This window comes from Hymenobacter monticola, from assembly GCF_022811645.1.
Lineage (GTDB): Bacteria > Bacteroidota > Bacteroidia > Cytophagales > Hymenobacteraceae > Hymenobacter > Hymenobacter monticola.
In genome coordinates this window covers 4344674-4365282 of record NZ_CP094534.1, presented here as the reverse complement: position 1 = coordinate 4365282, position 20609 = coordinate 4344674, and the positions used below count along the sequence as shown (strand labels likewise).

Annotated in this window: 17 protein-coding genes; 12 read left to right on the top strand and 5 right to left on the bottom strand. The window is 62.3% G+C overall.

The annotated features are described in order from the left end of the window. Positions 1 to 60 precede the first annotated feature (60 nt). From MTP16_RS18125 to MTP16_RS18100, 6 genes are all read left to right on the top strand, one after another. Complete coding sequence (locus tag MTP16_RS18125; RefSeq protein WP_243512596.1) at positions 61 to 912, top strand: 4-hydroxy-3-methylbut-2-enyl diphosphate reductase; 852 nt, start codon at positions 61 to 63, stop codon at positions 910 to 912. Between the two features lie 16 nt (positions 913 to 928). Further along, entirely contained in the window at positions 929 to 1648 is a 720-nt protein-coding gene (locus tag MTP16_RS18120) for a fatty acid desaturase (protein WP_243520082.1), read from the top strand. Between the two features lie 123 nt (positions 1649 to 1771). Beyond that, a complete protein-coding gene (locus tag MTP16_RS18115) occupies positions 1772 to 2875 on the top strand; it encodes a type I restriction endonuclease (RefSeq protein ID WP_243512594.1) in 1104 nt (367 codons plus the stop codon). A gap of 86 nt (positions 2876 to 2961) precedes the next feature. Further along, positions 2962 to 3756 carry a thymidylate synthase gene (locus tag MTP16_RS18110; RefSeq protein WP_243512592.1) on the top strand — a complete coding sequence of 265 codons (795 nt, stop codon included), beginning with the start codon at positions 2962 to 2964 and terminating at the stop codon, positions 3754 to 3756. 28 nt (positions 3757 to 3784) lie between these two features. After that, positions 3785 to 4276 carry an energy transducer TonB gene (locus MTP16_RS18105; RefSeq protein ID WP_243512590.1) on the top strand — a complete coding sequence of 164 codons (492 nt, stop codon included), beginning with the start codon at positions 3785 to 3787 and terminating at the stop codon, positions 4274 to 4276. A gap of 236 nt (positions 4277 to 4512) precedes the next feature. Further along, a complete protein-coding gene (locus tag MTP16_RS18100) occupies positions 4513 to 5118 on the top strand; it encodes an energy transducer TonB (RefSeq protein ID WP_243512588.1) in 606 nt (201 codons plus the stop codon). A 103-nt stretch (positions 5119 to 5221) separates the two neighbouring features. Here MTP16_RS18100 and MTP16_RS18095 read toward each other — a convergent pair whose 3' ends face one another. The 5 genes from MTP16_RS18095 to MTP16_RS18075 are packed head-to-tail and all read right to left on the bottom strand — an operon-like array spanning position 5222 to position 9403. Continuing rightward, positions 5222 to 6019, bottom strand: a complete 798-nt coding sequence (locus tag MTP16_RS18095) for an aminotransferase class IV (RefSeq protein ID WP_243512584.1) — start codon at positions 6017 to 6019, stop codon at positions 5222 to 5224. A 9-nt stretch (positions 6020 to 6028) separates the two neighbouring features. Beyond that, positions 6029 to 6931 (bottom strand): hypothetical protein, encoded by a 903-nt coding sequence (locus tag MTP16_RS18090; protein WP_243512581.1) that lies wholly within the window; start codon positions 6929 to 6931, stop codon positions 6029 to 6031. Then, positions 6928 to 7863 (bottom strand): hypothetical protein, encoded by a 936-nt coding sequence (locus tag MTP16_RS18085; RefSeq protein WP_243512579.1) that lies wholly within the window; start codon positions 7861 to 7863, stop codon positions 6928 to 6930. The genes MTP16_RS18090 and MTP16_RS18085 overlap by 4 nt, the downstream gene beginning before the upstream one ends. Positions 7864 to 7894: 31 nt before the next feature. Beyond that, positions 7895 to 9031 (bottom strand): DNA-processing protein DprA, encoded by a 1137-nt coding sequence (gene dprA, locus MTP16_RS18080; RefSeq protein WP_243512576.1) that lies wholly within the window; start codon positions 9029 to 9031, stop codon positions 7895 to 7897. Positions 9032 to 9037: 6 nt separating this feature from the next. Continuing rightward, positions 9038 to 9403: a MerR family transcriptional regulator gene (locus MTP16_RS18075; RefSeq protein WP_243520080.1), complete on the bottom strand. Its 366-nt coding sequence runs from the start codon at positions 9401 to 9403 to the stop codon at positions 9038 to 9040. A gap of 378 nt (positions 9404 to 9781) precedes the next feature. Between MTP16_RS18075 and MTP16_RS18070 the strand changes: the two genes are divergently transcribed. The 6 genes from MTP16_RS18070 (at position 9782) to MTP16_RS18045 (ending at position 20557) form a co-directional block, all read left to right on the top strand. Next, complete coding sequence (locus tag MTP16_RS18070) at positions 9782 to 10585, top strand: LytR/AlgR family response regulator transcription factor (protein ID WP_243512574.1); 804 nt, start codon at positions 9782 to 9784, stop codon at positions 10583 to 10585. 147 nt (positions 10586 to 10732) lie between these two features. Then, positions 10733 to 11245: a hypothetical protein gene (locus MTP16_RS18065; RefSeq protein ID WP_243512572.1), complete on the top strand. Its 513-nt coding sequence runs from the start codon at positions 10733 to 10735 to the stop codon at positions 11243 to 11245. Between the two features lie 72 nt (positions 11246 to 11317). After that, positions 11318 to 13153, top strand: coding sequence for a sensor histidine kinase (locus tag MTP16_RS18060; protein ID WP_243512570.1), 1836 nt, complete (start codon positions 11318 to 11320; stop codon positions 13151 to 13153). 313 nt (positions 13154 to 13466) lie between these two features. After that, complete coding sequence (locus MTP16_RS18055) at positions 13467 to 16727, top strand: FG-GAP-like repeat-containing protein (protein ID WP_243512567.1); 3261 nt, start codon at positions 13467 to 13469, stop codon at positions 16725 to 16727. A gap of 170 nt (positions 16728 to 16897) precedes the next feature. Further along, positions 16898 to 19573: an alanine--tRNA ligase gene (gene alaS / locus MTP16_RS18050; protein ID WP_243512563.1), complete on the top strand. Its 2676-nt coding sequence runs from the start codon at positions 16898 to 16900 to the stop codon at positions 19571 to 19573. A 27-nt stretch (positions 19574 to 19600) separates the two neighbouring features. Beyond that, on the top strand, positions 19601 to 20557 hold the full coding sequence (locus MTP16_RS18045; protein WP_243512561.1) for a hypothetical protein: 957 nt from the start codon (positions 19601 to 19603) through the stop codon (positions 20555 to 20557). The last annotated feature ends 52 nt before the right edge of the window (positions 20558 to 20609 follow it).

The window sequence follows — 20609 nt, the reverse complement described above, 5'->3', positions numbered from 1 at the left end:
TCCCGAAAACGTTGCCGGCTTCCGTAACCTTAACGGTGGCTTCGCGGTTAGTCCTGACGTATGCCCCACTTACACCTCAGCGTCCGCATCGACCCCAATTCCGGCTTTTGCTTTGGCGTGATTTACGCCATTCAAATGGCCGAGGACCTGCTCGACGAGCAGGGCTACCTCTATTGCCTGGGCGACATCGTGCACAACGACGAGGAGGTGCAGCGCCTGGAGGCGCGCGGCCTGCGCATTATCTGCCACGAGCGACTGGCCGAGCTGCGCAACGAGGCCGTGCTCATTCGGGCCCACGGCGAGCCACCGGCCACCTACCAGATGGCCATGGAAAACAACCTGACGCTCATCGACGCCAGCTGTCCGGTGGTGCTCAAGCTGCAAAACCGCATCAAGGCCAGCTTCGACCGCAAGGAGAAAATTTTCATCTACGGCAAGCACGGCCACGCCGAGGTGCTGGGCCTGTTGGGCCAGACCGGCGGCGACGCCGTGGTGTTCGAGAACCTCGACGAGCTGCTGCGCCACGAGCTGCCCGAAAACATCACCCTCTACAGCCAGACCACCAAGAGCACCAACAGCTTCTACAACATCAAGAACGAGCTGGAAACGCGGGGCTACCAGGTGAACGCCAACGACACCATCTGCCGGCAGGTGAGCAACCGCGACAAAGACTTGCGCCGCTTTGCCGCGCAGTTCGACCAGATTGTGTTCGTATCGGGCACCAAAAGCTCTAACGGTAAGGTGCTTTACCAAGTGTGCAAGGAAACCAACCCGCAAACCCACTTCATCTCAAACGTAAATGAGATTGATGCGGCTTGGTTCCAACCCGGCCAGTCGGTGGGCATTTGCGGCGCCACCAGCACGCCCATGTGGCTGATGGAGCAGGTTCGCGACCGGCTAACGTCTCTATAATTTCGGCGTGAATTTTATCGCAGCCATCCCAGCCAAGCGTATTGCGCCCACGCCCGTCGGCCGCACCGGCGTAGCCATTGGGGGACTGATTGTGGTGTTGTGGGCGGCGCTGCTGGGCTTTTTGCTGGCGCGCTACCAGCCCGACTGGCACTCGCCCGCACCCTACCTGCTCGCGCTGCTGCAGACGCACCTTTATACCGGCCTTTTCATCACCGCGCACGACGCCATGCACGGCGTGGTGAGCGCCAACAAGCGCCTGAACAACGCGCTGGGCACGCTCACCGCTGGCCTGTTTGCCTATAACTGGTTTCCCGGTATGCTGGCTAAGCACCACGCCCACCACCGCCACGTGGGCACCGATGAAGACCCCGATTTTCACAACGGCCGCCACCCGGGCTTTTTGCCTTGGTTCGTTCGCTTCGCCTGGAACTACGTGACCTGGTGGCAGGTGCTGCTGATGGCCGTGACCTATAACGTGCTCAAGCTGTTTTTCCCGCAGGCCAACGTCATCGCCTTTTGGATGATACCGGCCGTGCTGGGCACCTTGCAGCTATTTTTCTTCGGCACCTACCTGCCCCACCGCGGCGAGCACGCCCCCGACAACCCGCACCGCTCGCGCAGCCAATTCCGGCACCACCTGTGGGCGTTTATGAGCTGCTACTTTTTCGGCTACCACTACGAGCACCACGACCAACCCTACCTGCCGTGGTGGCGGCTGTGGCGAGCAAAAGCGTAACTGTAATTTTTTTGCTTGCTCTGATTTGGATTAGCACAAAAAAAGCCGACTCATTTTTGAGTCGGCTTTTTTATTAGCCAGAAATTCATAAGTATATCCCGTTTCCCATTAACACCCAATTCTATGGAGCTTATTGACCAAATAACCAATCTGGCATCGCGCGCCCAGAAGCAAATTGCGCATATACAGACCGAAGAAGCTACGAAAACGGCTTTAGTAATGCCGTTTATTAATGCTCTCGGTTATAATGTGTTCGACCCGACGGAGGTAGTGCCAGAGTTTATTTGTGATATAGGTACGAAAAAGGGCGAAAAAATTGACTACGCCATCATGCGTGATGGTAAACCGATTATTTTGATTGAGTGTAAGCACGTTGGCAGCGACCTGAATATCAACCACGCCAGCCAGCTGTTTAGATATTTTCACGTCACCGAAGCACGTATTGCCGTGCTGACGAATGGCTTAGTCTATCGGTTGTTTACCGACTTAGAACAGCCAAACAAGATGGATGAGCGGCCTTTTCTGGAATTTGACCTTACTAATTTTAATGAAAATGATGTAGCTGAAATCAAGAAATTAAGCAAGGCTGCGTTTAATATAGAGGATATGCTCTTTGCTGCATATAACCTCAAATACATGCGGGCTTTCAAAAAGTATTTTGAAGAGCAATTCGCTCAACCGTCGGCTGATTTCATCAATTTCGTTTCGAAGCAAGTTTACGAAGGCGTTTTGACACCCAAACTGAAAGAGCAGTTTAGCATCTTAGTGCATCGCTCGTTTCATCAGTTCTTGAATGATAAAATAGCCATGCGCTTACGCTCCGCTATGATTGATACCAGCGGGCAAAGCTTATTAGTGAATGATGTGCCAGCCGCTCCGGCTCACGAAACGTCAGTTGCTTCTGAAGCGGAAGGCAAGGATAAAGACATTGAAACAACTGTTGAGGAAACCGAGGGCTTTATGATTGTACGGGCCATTCTGCGTAAGACGGTCCCGGTGAATCGCGTGGTGATGCGGGATGTGCAGTCATACTGCGGCATCTTGTTGGACGACAACAACCGCAAGCCTATTTGCCGTCTGCATTTCAATGGCAGTAAAAAATATGTGACGTTATTCGATGTGGAGGGCGGTGAGCGAGTAGACATCGCATCACTCGATGACCTGTACGGAATGGCCTCCCGTATTCGTACAGCAGTACAGAAACATGAAACCAAAGTAGCTGTTTAGCCAACAGTGAACGACTCAATAAATAGCGAAAGCTGTCCGAACGGGCAGCTTTCGCTATTTTTGATGCTCTCGTTTCGCCCCTCCTCATGCGCCAATACCAAGCCCTGCTCCGCCAAATCCTCGATTCCGGCACCGTAAAAACCGACCGCACCGGCACCGGTACCGTGTCCATTTTCGGGCCGCAGATGCGGTTCAACCTGGCCGAGGGTTTCCCGCTGGTGACGACCAAGAAGGTACATCTGAAGAGCATCATCCACGAGTTGCTGTGGTTTCTGCAGGGCGATACCAACATTGCCTACCTCAAGGAGCACGGCGTGAAAATCTGGGACGAGTGGGCCGACGAGAATGGCGACCTGGGCCCCGTATATGGCCACCAGTGGCGCTCCTGGCCCGACGGCCGCGGCGGCCACATCGACCAGATTGCGCAGATTATCCAGCAGCTCCGGACGCAGCCCGACTCACGCCGCATCCTCGTCTCGGCCTGGAACGTGGCGGAGCTTCCCGAGATGAAATTGCAGCCCTGCCACGCCCTGTTCCAGTTCTACGTGGCCGATGGCAAGCTTTCGTGCCAGCTCTACCAGCGCTCGGCCGACGTGTTTTTGGGCGTGCCGTTCAACATTGCCAGCTACGCGCTGCTCACCCTCATGGTGGCGCAGGTGGTAGGCCTGCAGCCGGGCGAGTTCATCTGGACGGGCGGCGACACCCATTTGTACTCCAACCACCTGGAGCAGGCCCGTCTGCAGCTGGAGCGCGAGCCGCGCCCGCTGCCGCAGATGCGCATCAACCCGGCGGTGACGGATATTTTTGGGTTCCAATACGAGGATTTTGAGCTGGAAAATTATGAGCCCTGGCCGGCAATAAAGGCGCCGGTAGCCGTTTGATGAGAAGGATTTCCCTTGGCCTTCCCATATGAAAACGATGCTCCTCGTAATCCTGACGGTTGCCTCAACCGCCGCACGGGCCCAGGACACCGGAGTCCTGCACGTGGCGCCGGGCATGATGGTGCATCTACCCACAAAGGGACGAGCAAAGGATTTAAAGCCGGTAGTGCTTGCGCCGCCCGAGCCTTTGCTGCCGCGTTTTTGGCATGGCCCCGGTGCTGAAGCTCAAGCAGCTGGCCTCGCACAGGTCTACTATTTTGTTCGCTACAATACCCGGTACCCCGGACCTGCGTTGGCCATTCAGTTCGAAGGAAAGGTTACGGTCAGGGCCGTTATAAATGCTGCTGGCGAGCTGGTCAGCACCGAAATCATTGACCGCCACGAGCCTGTTATTGCCCAGCAGGAAGCCGCTAACTCTCTTGAGGCCGAGGCCCTCCGGGTGGTGCGGCTGATGAAATTTCAGCCCGGCACAGAAGCAAGGGAAGCGCTTATCATCCCACTGATTTACAGCCTGCCATGAAAAGCCAGGCCAATGGTGGTGTTGGGCAAGTGTAGCGGCGCAACCGTGTCTGTTGCCTCTTGCGGCGCCAACCAACGTAATGCAGGAAATTACCGGGTTTGTGTTTGAAAAGCTCAAGCCAGAAGATGACGAACCCCAACCGGCAGGAAACGCGCCGCTGGTGCGCGGCATGCTCTGCTGCTTGCCATTTGCCGCTGAGAAAGGCAATGCCAAAAAAATAATGTGTGATGCGCCGCTTGGCTGTTTGTTTTATTTTGTTTGTGCTGGAGATTGGGCTGGCCCATGCGCAAGCAGGCCGCAAAGTGCCGCCCCGTCGCATAAAGCCAAACGCCGCCCCGGCCGCCCCGGTGGGTACGCTGCCCTTGCTGCCGCGCTTCTGGCAGTTGGCCGACTCGGCCGAACGGGCCGATGCGGCGGAGGTGTTCAATCAATACCTGCAGCAATTTATTGCCTATCCCGCGCTGGCGCTGCAGGCAGGGGTGGGAGGCGCCATCTACGCGTTGCTCACGGTGCTGCCCGATGGCCGGGTGGGCGGCATTTCCATCACGCGGCGGGAGCTAAGCGCGGGCTCGCCACCCATTAAAGCCGTGCTGGCGCTCGACGCCGAACTGCAGCGAGTGGCCTGGCAACTGCAGTTTAAACCCGCCCTTCCGCGCGCCGACAGCACCAGTGCCAGTGCCCCCGCCGCCACAGCCAGTGTGGCCGAAACGACCGATATCACCGACCGAGCCGAAGGCGCAGAAAGTGACGACAGCACCGACGTCACGGATGCCACGGACGTTGCCGCACCGGGCGCACCCGTCGATACCGTGACCATTTCCTACCGGTTTGCACCGCTGTAAAAAAGCTCAGCGCAACACCTAAAGCATTGCCGCGAGCGGTGTACCCCAGCAGCTTATGAAACAAAGGCCGTCTGCACCCGGCCCTGTTGCGCCGGGCTTCGCGCTACCAAGGGCCTTCTAAAAAAGCAACTTTGGGCTGATTAAAGACTGTATGCCCTACGGTGTGCAGGACGCGCACCGAAGCCACGTTGGCGGTGAAGGCGGCTTCCGCGCCAAGCAGGCTCTCTCGGGCGTATAATCCCTCTCGGCACTCCAGGCCGGCTGCCCGCGCCGCCCGCAGCACCTGCGCCCGGCGCACACCGGCCACGCAGCCGCTGGCCAGCGAAGGCGTAAACAGCACGTCATCTTTCAGCCAGAAAATGGCCGCCGCGCCGGCCTCTGCCACGTACCCAGCGGCATCGCAGAGAATGATTTCATCAAGCCCGCGCCGCTGCCGCTCGTGCGCCGCCCGCACGTAGAGCCACGCCTGCGGGCCTTTGCAAAAGCTCATCGGGGAATGAATAGAATGGGTTTCCAGCGCAAAATCGGCTTTGGCGATGGGCGTATCATCGGGCACGAAAGCTTCGGCGGTGGCCAGCCATTCGGCAGCGTCGGTGGTGGGGGTGTAACGGCCACCCCCGGTGCGCCAAAGCTGCAAGCGCAGGCGGGCGGCCAGCAAATCATTGGCGTCAACCAGGCGGGTCAGGGTATTTACCAGGTCTTCGGGCGTGGCTAAAGCTTGCGGCAGCTTGAGGTAGAGGGCGTCGGCGGCTTGCCGCATGCGGGCGTGGTGGTCGGCCGCGAGGCGCAGGTGGCCGTTGCTGAAAACCAAGGTTTCAAAGAAGCCGTCGCCAAAGGCCAGGCCGCGGTTGGGCAGGGGCAGGGCGGCGGCGAGAAGCAAGTCGTTATTCAGCAAAAGCATGGTGCGAAGCTAGCGCCGGGCCACGCGGTAGGGCACCCGCACCTGAAAAGTGGTATCGCGGCCCATGGTTTGAAAACGAATGGAAGCTGTCCAGACCGCCGGGCCGGGCCGCTGCGGCGCCACGAAGCGCACCTGACCTACCAGGTCGGCTCCCACGGGCACGGGCTGTCCGTTGCAGCGCATCTGCAGGCGGGCCGGGCTGGGGCCCAGCGCCTCTAGCCAGAGCATGCGGGCCCGATACAGTTCGCCCGGCGCCACCACCTTCGATTCGGCCTCTGCCAGTGCCATGGGGTGGCGACGGAGCTGGGTGGGGCCCACCTGGGTGGCTAAGTGGCGCAGGACGTCGGCTTCGGCGGCGCGCACGGCGCTTTCCAGTTCGGCGCAGGTAGCCAGCGCCAAGGCCACCGTTTGGCCTTCAAAAGCCGGCGTGGTCAGGTGTGCGGCGGCGCTAGGGTGCAGCGCGCGCAGCGTGTCGTCAAAAGCTTGCAGCTGCTGGCGCAGGTGCTGATGGGCCGGGCTGGCGTTGCCCAGCTGCTCGGTCACGGCGCGGGTTTCGTTGGGGTGGCGCAGGGTGGGGAGGCCATTCACGTTTTGGGTGGCCAGAAGCAGCTTTTCGGCGTGTGCCCATAAGGTGTGCACGAGGGAATCGGCGCGGCGGTCCAGGCTTTCGGCGGCCGCGAGCACGGCGCGTTCGCGGGGCTGGTTCTGGTTTTTTTGCACGGCGGCGTTGATGCCTTTCACGGTGCCTTCGGCGGCCTTGTCAGCCGCCGCGTTGTCGCTCATCAACAGGTCGCTCATTTCCTGCAACTGCGCGTTGAGCTGGCGTTGGGCGCGGTACTGGCGATAGAAAACGGCCCCAATGGCTGCGCCCAAAACCAGCACCATCACCAGATAAAATGCGGGGCGTTTCATCGGCTGCGGGGCTTAACGATGTAGTAAGGAACGTCGAGTTGAATGGTGCTGTCGGTGGGGTAGCTGCGAACGGTGATGTGGCCGCGCCAGTGGGCCCGTACCGTGTCGGGCTGGCCGGGGCGCAGCGGGGGCACCCGAAACTCCACCGTGCCCCGCCCGTCATACCCCACGTGCACAGGGCGCCCCTCTACGCTCATTTTGGGTATCTGGCTTGAGGCGCTGTGGGTCATAAACAGCCGGGCCTCGTAGGTGCCGCCCGGCGCCACGGTGTTGGAAACAGCCACCGCCAGCGCCCCAATTTTATCGAAGAAGATGCAGCAAGACCCTATTTTTTGCGCCTGCTGGGTGAGCGCATCCTGGGCTAACCGGTGCGTTTCTGCTTCGAGGCGCGCGAGGCTGCCCAGGGCGGCGGCCAGCGGCGCACCCTCGCGGTAGAGCCAGGTGGTTTCGGGCCGTGGCGATTGCGGCGGCGCCAAAATCGGGGCACCGGGCACGTAGGCTTGAATAAAGCGCGCATAGCGGTTCAGTGACTGGGCCAGCTGCTTGGCGCGCGCGGCCGCCAGGGGCGTGGCGGCCTGCGGGCGCTGCAGCGCGCCGCTGGCAGACTCGTGGGCGTCGGCGCGCACCGCCCGTTGCCATTGGCGCAGGGTGTCGGCCAGGCTGCGGCTGCGCCCGAGAATTTGTTCGCTCTGCTTCAGCACCGCCACATCACGGGGCTGGTAGCCGTTCCGGGCCACGGCCACGGACAGGCCGCGTAGGGTAGTGGTGTTGCCCCGGGCGCGCTGCGCGCTGCCCGCCGCCAGCTGGGCACCCACCGCCCCGATTTTGTGCAGCAGGGCTTGCTGCCGGGCATCGCCTTGATGGAAGGCCCAGGCGGCCGCGCCCAGCCCGGCCAGGACCGCCAGAACGAAAGTTGCTGAAGTTTTTTTCATGCCGAGAATGCGATTTTGGCGATAAGCTACGCTACACCAACGCAAACTTCTTCCCCGGCATTGCCCGCACCACGCCCCTAAACTCCAGCCCCAGCAGCAGCGAGGCCACGGCATAAATGGCAATCTGCGCCTGCCAGGCAATGTCGTCCATCTGCAGCTCGCGCCCGGGCGCGGCAGCCAGCACCGTGATGATGGCAAATTCCTCGGCCGTAAAATCGGCCGCCGAGTAGGAGGGGGCGGCCTTGAACTTGCCCGACTGGTGCAGGGCCGCGTCCCAGTTCAGCAGCTGCTCCAGGTCCAGCGGCTCGGTATACATGGCCGCCTTGTTGCTCTTGATAAGCGCATTGCAGCCGGCCGAAGCCTCAGAACCCAGGTTGCCGGGCACGGCCAGCACGTCGCGGTCGTAGCTCAGGGCCAGCTCCGCGGTGATGAGAGCCCCGCCTTTGCTGGCAGCTTCCACCACCACGGTGCCATCCGAAAGGCCGGCGATGATGCGGTTGCGGGCCGGGAAGTTGTAGCGGTCGGGCGGCGTGCCGAAGGGAAATTCAGTGAGCAGGCCGCCCTGTTCGAGCATTTTGTCCGCCGTTTTGCGATGTGTCGGCGGGTAGATGCGGTCCAGGCCCGTGGCCATCACGCCCACGGTTTCGAGGCCTTCCTGCAGGGCGGCGCGGTGCGCGATGATGTCGATGCCATAAGCCAGGCCGCTCACTACCAGCGGCCGGTGCGGCACCAGACCCTGCACGATGCGCTCGGTTTGCTCGCGGCCGTAGTCGGTGTTTTTGCGCGTGCCCACCAGTGCCACAACTTTCGGCGCATTCAGGTCGGCCGTGCCTTTATAGTAAAGAATGACGGGCGCATCCGGAATCAGCTTGAGGCGGCTGGGGAAACGCTTGCTGGTGTAGAATAGGATTTCGACACCTTCCTTTTCTGCTTTCTTTAAATCCGCTTCGGCTTTGCGGAAGGCCGCTTCCCGCTCGGGGCCCGTCAGCATTTTCACGGTGGCCTCGCCCACGCCCGGAATGCGGCGCAGCTTGCCGGGCGGCATTATGAGCACGTTTTTGGCCGAGCCGCCGTAGCTCATCAGTTGCCGCGTGAGCTGCGGGCCGATGCCGGGCAGCAGGGTGAGGGCGAGCTCGTGGAAAAGGGTGTCGTCGGTAGAATTAGTCATGAAAGTTTATTCGGCGGCTTCGGCCTTGCCCGCCGCGTCCACCTCTTTCTTCAAACTCACCAGAAACGCGCGCACCTTCTCAAGGCTCTGCACCACGTCAATCTTTTCCTTCAGCTGCGGGCCTTTTTGCTTGAGCATGTCGCGGGCGCCGGGGATGGTGTAGCCGCGCTCCTTCACCAGGTGGTAGATGGTGCGGAACACCTCGATGTCCTGCGGGGTATAGAGGCGGTTGCCCTTCTTGCTGCGGCGCGGGCGCAGCTCCTCAAACTCGGTTTCCCAGAAGCGCACCAGCGACTCGGCCACCTTGAACTGGGCGGCCACTTCGCCAATGGTGAAGTATTGTTTTTCGATGTTGCGCTCTTTGTAGGGCATGGTGGGCGTGGCCGGCTGGAAAATACGCACCCCGGTTTTTCGGGCTGATTTTGCCGTAAATTAACAACAAGTCATTCGCCCGGCCTCATTTGTTGAAAATGAACAAGCCGGCCTTCCTTCGCCCCAGCTGGACGCTGTTTGCATCTTTTCGAGGAATAAGCCAGCCGTGTCAGGCGCAAGACCTCGCTGGGCCACTTTCGGCCAAGTAGCTGAGGCTTGCGCGCCTGCCGGAAGCATGCGCTACAACCCAACGTGCCTGCCCCAACCAAAGCGCAGAGCAAAATAACAATTTTTAAGCACAGCAGTATTGCGAGAACAAGAGGAAGGCTGCACTTTTGCGACTAGCAGTGCGTAAGCGTACTGTCCACCCTGCTCTCTATGCAAGCTTCTACTCCTGTTCGGCTTCTGCTGGCCGAAAACCAGCCCCTTGCCGCCCGCTTGCTGTCGGTATTGGTGCGCGGGCTGGGCTACGAGGCAGTCGGCCCCGTGGCTACGGCCGATGAAGCGGCCGACTTGTTTCGCGAAAGCCTTCCGCCGGTCGACATGGCCTTGCTCGATATCGGCCTCGACGGTGACCGTGACGGCATTGCGCTGGCGCACGAGCTGCGCGCCGTGCGGCCGTTGCCCATCATCTTTCTTACCTCCATGGCCGATGAGGCCACTTTTGGGCGTGCCAAGCTGGCGCGCCCGGCTGCCTTCCTGCTCAAGCCTTACGATGCGGCTGCCCTGCAGCACGCCCTGGAGCTGGCCCTGCTCAACCATGCGGCCGGACAGGCCGCCCCGCTGCCTGCTGCCCTGGCGGGGGGCACCGACGGCCCCGACGAGCCCTTGAACCTGCCCTGGAGCCCGGAAGTGCTGCTGAGCGACTGCATTTTCCTGCGCGACCGGGGCCGGCTGGTGAAGGTGTGCCTGGCCGAAATCCAGTATGTGGAAACCGGCGACGGCTACTGCACCCTGGTCACGGCCGCTGGCCGCTACCTGAGCCGGCAGCCGCTGCGCGAATTGGCCCTGGAGCTGCCGGCCCAACAATTTGTGCAAATTCAGCGCGGCTACTTGGTGAACGTGGCCTGCATCGAAAGTTTCAACGAGGGCCAAACCATGGTGACGGTGGCCGGGGCCGAGCTGCCGCTGAGCCGCAGCTACCGCGATGCCCTGCTGCACCGCTTGCGGCTAGTAGGGTAGGTGGCCCATCTTTGCACTTTATGGGCCGAAAGGGAAAGCCATTTGCGACAATTGCTCGGGGGACCAGCGAAGCACGCCGGCAACGGATGGGGGACAACCGCCCGTGCCCAGGCGTATCGGTGTTCCATGACTAGCTGCGCGTTGGAAATGGGCTTCTATTCTCGGCTGCGCGCGAGGCACTTCGGCCGGTTGGCCGGCTGGGGGCTTTTACTGGGACTGATGTTCAGCGGGTGGTCGGTGCGGGCCCAGCCCGGCAGCCCGGCCCACCAGGCCAGCCTGACCCGGGTGCGGGCCTTGCTGCGCGAGGTATCGGCGGGCGAAGCGGCCAGCTGGGCCGCGGCCCAGCCCACCAAGGACGTCGAGCGCCGTACCGAAGCCGAAAACATGGCCGCCTTTCGCCGGGAGCGGGAATGGCTTTGGGCCCGGCGCCGCCTGTGGGCGCCCGAGCCGCTGTCCTTCGTGGTGTGGGCGCGCTTGGCCACCGCAGCGGCTGTGCAGCAGCAGCCCGACTCCGGCCTGGCCTACCTGCGCCGGGCGCTGGCCGCCAACCGCCGGGTGCCCGGCTATTCCCTCGACGCGGCCGAGCTGAACCACCGCCTCAGCAGCTACTACTGGACGCAGCAGGCGACCGATAGCGCCTTGGCCTGCCACCGGCGCTAAATCACGGCCCTCAAGGCCAGCGGCTTTCCCCCTAATGCCCGCAAGCGCCAGCCGCTGGCCCTCGGCGACAGCGTGAATGTGGGGGTGGCCCTGGCCGGTGCCTACGCCAATGCCGGGCTGGCCCTGCGCCGCCGCGGCAGCTACGCCGGGGCCGTGCGTGCCTACGCCCAGGGCCTGCGCTACTACCAGCAGCTCGACAACTACGCCGGCCTGATTTGGCTCAACGAGCTGCTGGGCGAAGCCTACGAAGAACAAGGCAACGACGAGCGCGCCGAACTTTACTACACCGCTGCCCGTGGCACTACGCGTGCCCTGCAAGCCACCGAGCCTACCATGGCCGCCGTCTCCCTGGCCGAAACCCTCGGCTACACCCACGCCCTGCTGCTGCGGCAGCGCCGGGCCCCCGAGCTGCTGGGCTTGTTGGCCGGCGGCATTGCCAACGCGCAACGCGCCCGGCAGCGCGACACAGCCTACTGGCGCCTGGCCGGCATTGAGGCCAGCCTGCGCCTGCGCGTGGCCGAAGTGAGCCTGCGCACCGGCCAGCCCGCCGTGGCCGAGGCGGCCCTGCGCCGCGCCGCCGTGGGGCTGGCCGAAGTAGCCCGCCGGGCGCCCACTCCAGCTTTGCGCCGGCATTTTTTGTATTACCAATGGCGAGCCGAAGAACTGGTGCTGCGCCACTGGCTGGCCCGCGCCACTTCCCGCCCGTCCAACCCCGCCTGGGTGCCGCAAGCCCTGGCCTGCACCGACTCGCTCGACGCGCCGGCCGCCCGCGCCGCGCAACGCCTCAAGCTGGCCGACTATCTTTTGCGAGCCGGCGAGCCGGCTTCGGCCACCGCCCTACTGCCCGATATGGAAGCCAGCTACCGTGCCGCCCGCAACCGGGTGAAGCTGCGCGAGGTGTTGCAGCTCAAAGCTGACGCGCTGGCTGCCCTGGGCCGCTGGCAGCCGGCCTACCACGCCCGCGAGCAGCTCGAGCTTCTTACCGACTCGCTGCGGGCCACGCAGCAATACGCGGCCCTGGCCGACATGGAAACGCGCTACCAGACCGAAAGGAAGGAGGTGCAAATCGACCAGTTGCGGACCATAAGTGCCCAGCAACAGCGCCAAAAGCAGTTGGCCTGGACGGCGGCGGCTTTGCTGGCCTTGCTGCTGGGGGGCACGGCCTATGCCTTGCTGGAAATGCGTCGGCTGGCCCGTCGCCTGCGCGCCGCTCGTGCCACCCAGGACCGGCTATATTCCGTCATCGGCCACGACCTGCGCAGCCCACTGGCCGCTTTGGGCGGGCTGGCCACACTGCTTGATTACTACCGCCGGGCCGGTATAAACAACCCCGCCGTCCTCGACGAGGTGACCACCGAAGTGCGCCAGACCACCAGCCAGCTCACGTCTCTCGTCGACAACCTGTTGCACTGGGCCGCCAGCCAGAGCGGCGAGCTGGCCTACCAGCCCGAGGCCTTGGACGCCTCCCGCCTGCTCCGCGAGCTGGCTTCCCTATACGCTGCGGAGGCCCGTGCCCAGCAAGTAACGGTGACCGTGACCGTGGCCCCCGACCTGCCGCCCCTTTGGGCCGACCATAACATGGTGCGCGCCCAACTGCGCAACCTGTTGGGCAATGCCCTGAAGGTGGCCCCGGCCGGCTCGGTCATTACGCTGGCCGCCCAGTTGGCCGGTGGCTGTTTGGAGTTGCGTGTGACTGACGCCGGGCCAGGCCTAAGCGCAGCCCAACTCGCGGCCCTGCAAACCAACGACACGCCCACCGGATTGGCCCTGCGCTTGCCCGGACAGCGCGGCACCGGGCTGGGCCTGCCCCTGGTGCGCCAGTTGGCGCAGCGCCAGCGCGGCCGCTTCTGTCTCGAGAGCACGCCGGGGCATGGCACCACGGCCTGCCTGCTGCTGCCGGTTCGGTAGCTAATAAGCAGACCTAGCCGACATTAGAGCTGTGGCTTTAACAGCCAAATGGTAAGATAAGAAAATAAATAATGTCTTATATTAGTGCAATAAAGGTGCTTTGTGTGGGAGATTTGGTAAAATATTGTCAAATAATAATTATATTTTATTGAGGACGGTAATTGACTGGCTTTGCTATTCAGTGACATATTCCGGTCACTCAGCCCCGTTTTGCTACCACTCGCAACATTTTTGGGTACGGCAGGAGGGGGTGAAGGAGCTTTGTGGAATTTGCTACACCCAGTTTAAATTCCATATGCCCTCTCCTTACTCCATGCGTGGCAAGCTAACCTGCCTGGTCAGCTTGTTTGCCACCGCCGCCCAAGCCCAAGCCCCTGACGTTACGCGGGCGGGCCTAGCCCCGGCCGCCAACGCCCCTGCGGCGGCCCGCAACACCACGGTGGTGGTACCCTTTTCGCAGGCCCTCGACCCGTCCACGGCGGGCAACATCAAGATTAACGCCACACAGTACCGGGGGCAGCGCACGGCCACGTCCGCGCTCAGCAACGGTGGCAGCACCGTCACGCTTACGCCCACCGTGCCGGCCACCGGCGTGCAGAGAGCCGACTTCAAGCCGGGCGAAAGGGTGTCCGTCACGGTGCCAGGCTCAGTGCGGAGCACCGCCAACGTGGGGGCTGCCCCGCACGTGTACCAGTTCACGACGGCCACCACCGGTGGGGGGGGCGGGTTTGTAGCCAGTACAACCCCTCCCTATAGACCTATTGCCATGATGCAAGCCGCAACCATCCAATTAAGTGCCTCGGTGCTGGGAGATATTGACGGCGACGGCGACCTAGACCTGATACATAGCAGCTACGTACCAAGGCCAGGCTACCAAGGCGGCCTTGGAAAGTACGTTAACGACGGTACGGGTGCCTTCACCTCGGGCATTGGGCTGGCCATCACGATTCCTACATCTGGTATTGCATACGGTACAGTGAATAACCCGCAGCTGGGCGATGTGGATGGTGACGGTGACCTGGACCTACTGGTGATTGGCAGCGCCGGTGTGGTAGCTGTGTTTCCCAATGGCGGCGATGCCTCCGGCAGTAACACCGGGGTGTTTACTGATGCCAGCGCCCGATTAGCGACGCTGCCCGGAACAAACGCCGGCCGTATCGTACTCGGCGACGTGGACGGCGACGGCGACCTGGACCTGATAGTGCCGGTGGGCAATACGGTAGCCGTGCGCCTGAACGGGGGCGATGCCACTGGCAGCAATGCTGGCACCTTCGCCAACGGTAGCGACGTGGCGCTGGCCGCGGCGGCCGGCAGCGCCCAGCTGGGCGACGTGGACGGCGACGGCGACCTGGACCTGATAGTGCCGGTGGGCAATACGGTAGCCGTGCGCCTGAACGGGAGCGATGCCACTGGCAGCAATGCTGGCACCTTTGCCGGGGGCAGCGACGTGGCGCTGGCCGCGGCGGCCGGCAGCGCCCAGCTGGGCGACGTGGACGGCGACGGCGACCTGGACCTAGTAGCGGCCACCAGCAACGCAGTGGCCGTGTTCCTGAACGGGGCCGATGCCACCGGCCGCAACAGCGGCGTCTTCACCAACGGCAGCACGGTAAGCGTGAGCAGCGCCCCTGGCGGTGTGGCACTGAGCGACATGGACGGCGACGGTGACTTGGACCTGGTGGCCGCCAACGGCAGCGCGGTGGCCGTGCTCTTGAACGGGGGCGATGCCACCGGCAGTAGCACCGGCGTCTTCGTGGGTAGCAGCAACGTGACGGCAGGCAACAATCCTACTGTGCTATTGCTGGGTGATATTGATGGAGACGGCGACATGGATATGATGACGACTGGTGTCGGCAGCCGTGCCCAGATTTTACAAAACTCCCCGCCACCGGCCCCCACCGCCGGCAGCCTTATGCCCGCCAGCGGGCCAGTTGGCACGAGCGTGGTTATTACGGGCACGAACTTCACGGCGGGCATGACCGTGATGTTTAACGGCACAGCGGCCACCTTCGTGCTCAACTCCGCTACTCAACTCACGGCCGTTGTGCCGGCCGGGGCTACCAGCGGCCCGGTTAGCATCACCAACGCCGGGGGCACGGGCAGTAGCGCCAGCTTCACGGTGGGCTACCCCAGCCTCACCATCAGCGCACCGGGCCAAACTATTGCGGCCGGTTTGTATAATAATTTGACAATCAGCAGCACCGGTGTGGCCACGCTGGGCGGGGCTGTGCAGGTGTTGGGTGCCCTCGCGGTGCAGAGCGGCGGGCAACTGCTTACCGCCTGCCAGCCGCTGACTGGGGCGGGCAGCTTCACACTCGAGGCCGGAGCCACGCTGGGCATCTGCGACGCGGCCGGTATCAGCAGCAGTGGGGCCACCGGGGCCGTGCAGGTTTCGGGCGCCCGCTCGTTCAGCCCCGATGCCCTCTACACCTACAACGGCACGGTGGCCCAGGTTACGGGTAGCGGCTTGCCCGCCACCGTGCACACCCTGACGCTCGACAATGGCACCGGCCTCACGCTGGTCGCTCCACTCACCGTTACCAGCAGCCTGGCCCTTACCAGCGGCGTGCTGAGCACCGGCAGCCACTTGCTCGCGCTGGGGGGTACGGCCATCCTCAGCGAAAGTGCGAGCGGCTACGTGACGGGCACGGTGCAAACCACCCGCGACATGAACGCGGCCGGCACGGCCAACGACTTCGGCGGGTTGGGCCTGACGCTGACGCCCGCCGCTGGCAGCCCCTTGCCCGGTAGCACTCTGGTGCAGCGCACCACGGGCACGGCCCGCACGGGCACGGCCGGCCGCGCGGGCATCCTGCGCTGGTTCGACATTCAGCCAGCCGTGAACACGGGCCTTGACATTACGCTGACCATGAGCTACCGCGAGGCCGAACTCAACGGCATCAATGAGGCCAACCTGGCCTTGTTCAAGAGCGAAACCGGCGCAGCCGACTCCTGGGGCCTCCAGCGTAACGCGAGCTTCGACGCCACGGCCAACACCGCCACGCTGGCCGGCGTGCGCAACTTTAGCATCTGGACCCTGGGCAACGCCAACGCCCCGTTGCCGGTAGAGCTGAACAGCTTCGCGGCCCAGGCCGAAGGCCGTGCTGTGAAGCTGGCCTGGGCCACGGCCTCGGAAAAGAACAGCGCCTATTTCGGCATTGAGCGCAGCCTAGACGGCTTAACTTTCGTCAAAGTAGGGCAGGTGACGGCCAACGGCAACAGCACCAAAGCTCGCACTTACGCCTACCTCGATGCCGGCGCCCCGGTCGGCCAGCTCTACTACCGCCTGCGGCAGGTCGATGCCGACGGCAGCCTGAGCTACTCGCTTGTGCGCACGGTGATGCTGGGCGCCGCCGAAGTCTTGGCCCTCTCGCCCAACCCGACCCGCACCGGCACGCTGGCCAGCGGCCTGCCGGCCGGGGCCGCGGTGGAAGTGTTCGACGCGCTGGGCCGGCCGGTGCTGCACACCCAGGCTGACGCCGCCGGGCAGGCCCCGCTCACCTTACCGGCCGGGCTGGCCCCGGGCGTGTATGTGGTGCGCTGCGGCGCCCAAACCCGCCGCCTGGTGGTGGAGTAGGCCCAGAGCCAGCAGAATTCAAAGTAAAAAGGCGAGCCAGTGGTTCGCCTTTTTTTATGCTACTTCTAATGCCGCACGCGGTGTGCGTAAATAGATACAGCATCGTGCCCGGAAAGCTACCTTTGTGCCATTCGTGGCCCCGACTGCGCGGGCCGTTTCGCTTTGTTCCTATGTCACTCCCCACCGCTTCCGCTGTTCGCCAGCAGTTTCTTGATTTCTTCGCCAGCAAAGGCCACCACATTGTGCCTTCGGCCCCCATCGTGGTGAAGGACGACCCCACGCTGCTGTTCATCAACAGCGGCATGGCCCCGTTCAAAGACTATTTCCTGGGCAACAAGCCCGCGCCCTACAAGCGCATTGCCGACACCCAGAAGTGCCTGCGCGTGAGTGGCAAGCACAACGACCTGGAAGAAGTAGGCTACGACACCTACCACCACACCATGTTCGAGATGCTGGGCAACTGGAGCTTCGGCGACTACTTCAAGAAGGACGCCATTGCCTGGGCCTGGGAGCTGCTGACGGAGGTGTTCAAGCTGGAAAAAGACCGGCTGTACGTAACTTACTTCGAGGGCGACGAAAAGGACGGCACCGCTGCTGATGCCGAAACCCAGGACCTGTGGCGCCAATACACCACCGACGACCGGATTTTGCCCGGCAACAAGAAGGACAACTTCTGGGAGATGGGCGATACCGGCCCCTGCGGCCCCTGCACCGAAATCCACATCGACCTGCGCTCCGAGGAGGAGCGCGCCGCCAAGCCCGGCCGCGAGCTGGTGAACGCCGACCACCCGCAGGTAGTGGAAATCTGGAATAACGTGTTCATGGAGTTCCAGCGCCTGGCCGACAAGTCGCTCATCAAGCTGCCCGAGCAGAGCGTGGACACCGGCATGGGCTTCGAGCGCCTGATGATGGCCGTGTCGGGCGTGAAGTCGAACTACGACACCGACGTGTTCCAGCCGCTCATCCGGTTCATCGCCAAGGAAGTGGGCCTGGAATACCACGGCACCGCGCCCGCCACGGTGAACGACCAGCCGGCCACCGAAAACGAGAAGACGGACATCGCCATCCGCGTGATTGCCGACCACATCCGCACCATCGCCTTCACCATTGCCGACGGCCAGCTGCCGAGCAACGTGAAGGCCGGCTACGTCATCCGCCGCATCCTGCGCCGGGCCGTCCGCTACGCGTTTTCGAGCTTGAACCAGAAACAGCCCTTCCTATATAAGCTGGTGCCCGTGCTGGCCGACCAGATGGCCGGCATCTTCCCCGAACTGAAGGCACAGACGGCTTTCGTGCAGCGCGTGATTGAGGAGGAGGAAACTGCCTTCCTGAAAACGCTGGAAACTGGCCTGCGCCGGCTGGATGCATTGGAGGAAAGCGCCCGCGCCAACGGCGGCGTCATCGACGGCAAAACCGCCTTTGAGCTGTCCGACACCTTCGGCTTCCCGCTCGACCTTACCGCCCTCATTGCCCGCGAAAAGGGCCTGAGCGTGGACGAAAACGGCTTCAAAAAGGAGCTGGAGCAGCAGAAAAACCGCAGCCGCAACGCCCAGGAAACCGAGCAGAGCGACTGGGTGACCGTGACCGAGCATGACGCCCCCAACGTGTTTGTGGGCTACGACCAGGACGAGGCTACGGCCCGCCTGCTGCGCTACCGCAAAGTCGACAAGAAGGGCAAAACCGAGTACCAGCTGGTGTTCGACCAGACCCCGTTCTACGCCGAAAGCGGCGGCCAGATTGGCGACACCGGCTACCTAGAATCGCCCCTGAGCAAGGTGCGCGTGATTGACACGAAGAAGGAAAACGACCTCATCATCCACACCACGCTGGATTTGCCGCAGGATTTGGAGGCCGAGTTCCTGGCCCGGCCCGACGCCGCCCGGCGCGCCCAGATTCGCAACAACCATACGGCCACCCATCTGCTGCAAGCCGCCCTGCGCACCGTGCTGGGCAGCCACGTGCAGCAAAAAGGCTCACTGGTGAACGAGAAGCTGCTGCGCTTCGACTTCTCGCACTTTACCAAGGTGACCGATGAGCAGCTGCGCGAAATTGAAACCATCGTGAACGAGCGCATCCGCCAGCAAATCCCGCTCGACGAACGCCGCAACGTACCCATTGCCGAGGCCAAAAACCTGGGCGCCATGGCCCTGTTTGGCGAGAAGTACGGCGACTTCGTGCGCGTCATCACCTTCGATAAGGACTACTCGGTGGAGCTGTGCGGCGGCCTGCACGTGCAGAACACCGGCAGCATCGGCTACTTCAAAATCACGGCCGAAAGCGCTGTGGGCGCGGGCGTGCGCCGCATCGAGGCCGTGACGGCCGGCGCGGCCGAAGCCTACGTGGACGCGCAGCTCGACCTGCTGGCCCAGGTGCGCGAGACGCTGGGCAACCCCCAGCACCTCATCACGAGCATTGAGAAGCAGAACGAGGAAATTGCCGGCTTGCGCAAGCAAATCGAGCAATTCGCCCAGCAAAGCATCAACCAGCAAAAAGACCAGCTCGTGGGCCAGGTGAAAGACCTGAACGGCGTGCGCTTCCTCGCCGCGCAAGTACAGGCCAGCTCGGCCGAATCGTTGAAAACCCTGGCTTTCAACCTACGCCAGGCCGTGCCGAACCTGGTGGCCGTGCTCGGCGCCGAAATCGACGGCAAGCCCCAGTTGGCCGTGATGCTGGACGACGAAATCGCCAAAGCCGGCAAACTCAACGCCAGCACGCTCGTGCGCGAGCTGGCCAAGGAAATCCAGGGCGGCGGCGGCGGGCAGCCGTTCTTCGCCACGGCCGGCGGCAAGAACGTGGCGGGCCTGGGCGCGGCCATTGCCAAGGCCGAAGCGCTGATAAATCGATAAGTCGTTGCCATCATGTGGCGGGCGAGCATGCTGATTTGGGCCTGGGCCCTGGCTGGTGTATTATCGGCCAGGGCCCAGGCCCGTGCAGTATGGGACTACGACCCCGATACGGTCCAGGTGTTAATTTTTGATTACGATAGCCAATACGAGGCTTTCAAATCCAATCAACCTCTTTTTCGTCGGGTAGCGGTTCGTACGATTACGGATTCGACGGGTGGCTACACTGACCGTATGGTGGAGCTGAACGCAAAGCGTGTCCTGCTATCGGTACGGCATGCAAGCGGCCGTGCTGTGCTATCCATGCATTATCCCGACGGGACACTGCGGTTGCGCGCAGGGTTTTTGGAGGATACGTTGGGGCCGGCCCCCACGGCTTTTTTTGTGCCTTCATTGCGCAGGCCGCTCTCGGCTTATGCCGCATTGGACGGGGAGGTGCAAACGTTTTATCGCAATGGGGCCTTGCGGCAAGTGGCAAACTATCGGCTCGGCAAGCGGATAACAAGTCAATGTTTTGATTTTCGAAATCGGCTGGTTGACTGCAACGCAAACCCGCTGATAATACCTGCCACGTTGCCAAAAAAAGTAACCAGTAACCACTCATTTACTTATCAGGCTGTGGGCCGAGCCGAAAACTCGAACATTTACCGTAGCACTGCCTCAAAGGCGCAATTCGTGCACGATACACAAGGAGAATTGCGAAAGCTGCTCATCTTGTTGCCTCGACAGCAAATCAGTGCGGAGTCGGTAGCTTTGGTGACACAGCGTGGTGAGGTACCCATCAATTTTATGCTGGCGCCAAATACCAACGGCAGCCACGGCACCGGCATTACCAGCGGCGCCCTCAACGGAGAGTTGCGTTCCATTGCCCTCTCGGCGGGTCGTTTATTTGCGCCCAATGCAGCCGAGCGAATAACCTCAGCAATTATTGATGGGGAATCGGTCGCACTCTATTTTACATTGCCCGTGCAATTCGGCTTGAAATAAAGTGCTGACTCGTCTTTGCTGATTGACCTATTCCACTTTCTGCCCATTCTAC

What these genes read in the sequence shown, in the direction of transcription:
- MTP16_RS18125 (WP_243512596.1), top strand. Translation starts at nt 61, where the DNA reads ATGCCCCACTTACACCTCAGCGTCCGCATCGACCCCAATTCCGGCTTT.
- MTP16_RS18115 (WP_243512594.1), top strand. Translation starts at nt 1,772, where the DNA reads ATGGAGCTTATTGACCAAATAACCAATCTGGCATCGCGCGCCCAGAAG.
- MTP16_RS18110 (WP_243512592.1), top strand. Translation starts at nt 2,962, where the DNA reads ATGCGCCAATACCAAGCCCTGCTCCGCCAAATCCTCGATTCCGGCACC.
- MTP16_RS18105 (WP_243512590.1), top strand. Translation starts at nt 3,785, where the DNA reads ATGAAAACGATGCTCCTCGTAATCCTGACGGTTGCCTCAACCGCCGCA.
- MTP16_RS18095 (WP_243512584.1), bottom strand. Translation starts at nt 6,019, where the DNA reads ATGCTTTTGCTGAATAACGACTTGCTTCTCGCCGCCGCCCTGCCCCTG.
- MTP16_RS18090 (WP_243512581.1), bottom strand. Translation starts at nt 6,931, where the DNA reads ATGAAACGCCCCGCATTTTATCTGGTGATGGTGCTGGTTTTGGGCGCA.
- MTP16_RS18085 (WP_243512579.1), bottom strand. Translation starts at nt 7,863, where the DNA reads ATGAAAAAAACTTCAGCAACTTTCGTTCTGGCGGTCCTGGCCGGGCTG.
- dprA (WP_243512576.1), bottom strand. Translation starts at nt 9,031, where the DNA reads ATGACTAATTCTACCGACGACACCCTTTTCCACGAGCTCGCCCTCACC.
- MTP16_RS18075 (WP_243520080.1), bottom strand. Translation starts at nt 9,403, where the DNA reads ATGCCCTACAAAGAGCGCAACATCGAAAAACAATACTTCACCATTGGC.
- MTP16_RS18070 (WP_243512574.1), top strand. Translation starts at nt 9,782, where the DNA reads ATGCAAGCTTCTACTCCTGTTCGGCTTCTGCTGGCCGAAAACCAGCCC.
- MTP16_RS18065 (WP_243512572.1), top strand. Translation starts at nt 10,733, where the DNA reads ATGGGCTTCTATTCTCGGCTGCGCGCGAGGCACTTCGGCCGGTTGGCC.
- MTP16_RS18055 (WP_243512567.1), top strand. Translation starts at nt 13,467, where the DNA reads ATGCGTGGCAAGCTAACCTGCCTGGTCAGCTTGTTTGCCACCGCCGCC.
- alaS (WP_243512563.1), top strand. Translation starts at nt 16,898, where the DNA reads ATGTCACTCCCCACCGCTTCCGCTGTTCGCCAGCAGTTTCTTGATTTC.
- MTP16_RS18045 (WP_243512561.1), top strand. Translation starts at nt 19,601, where the DNA reads ATGCTGATTTGGGCCTGGGCCCTGGCTGGTGTATTATCGGCCAGGGCC.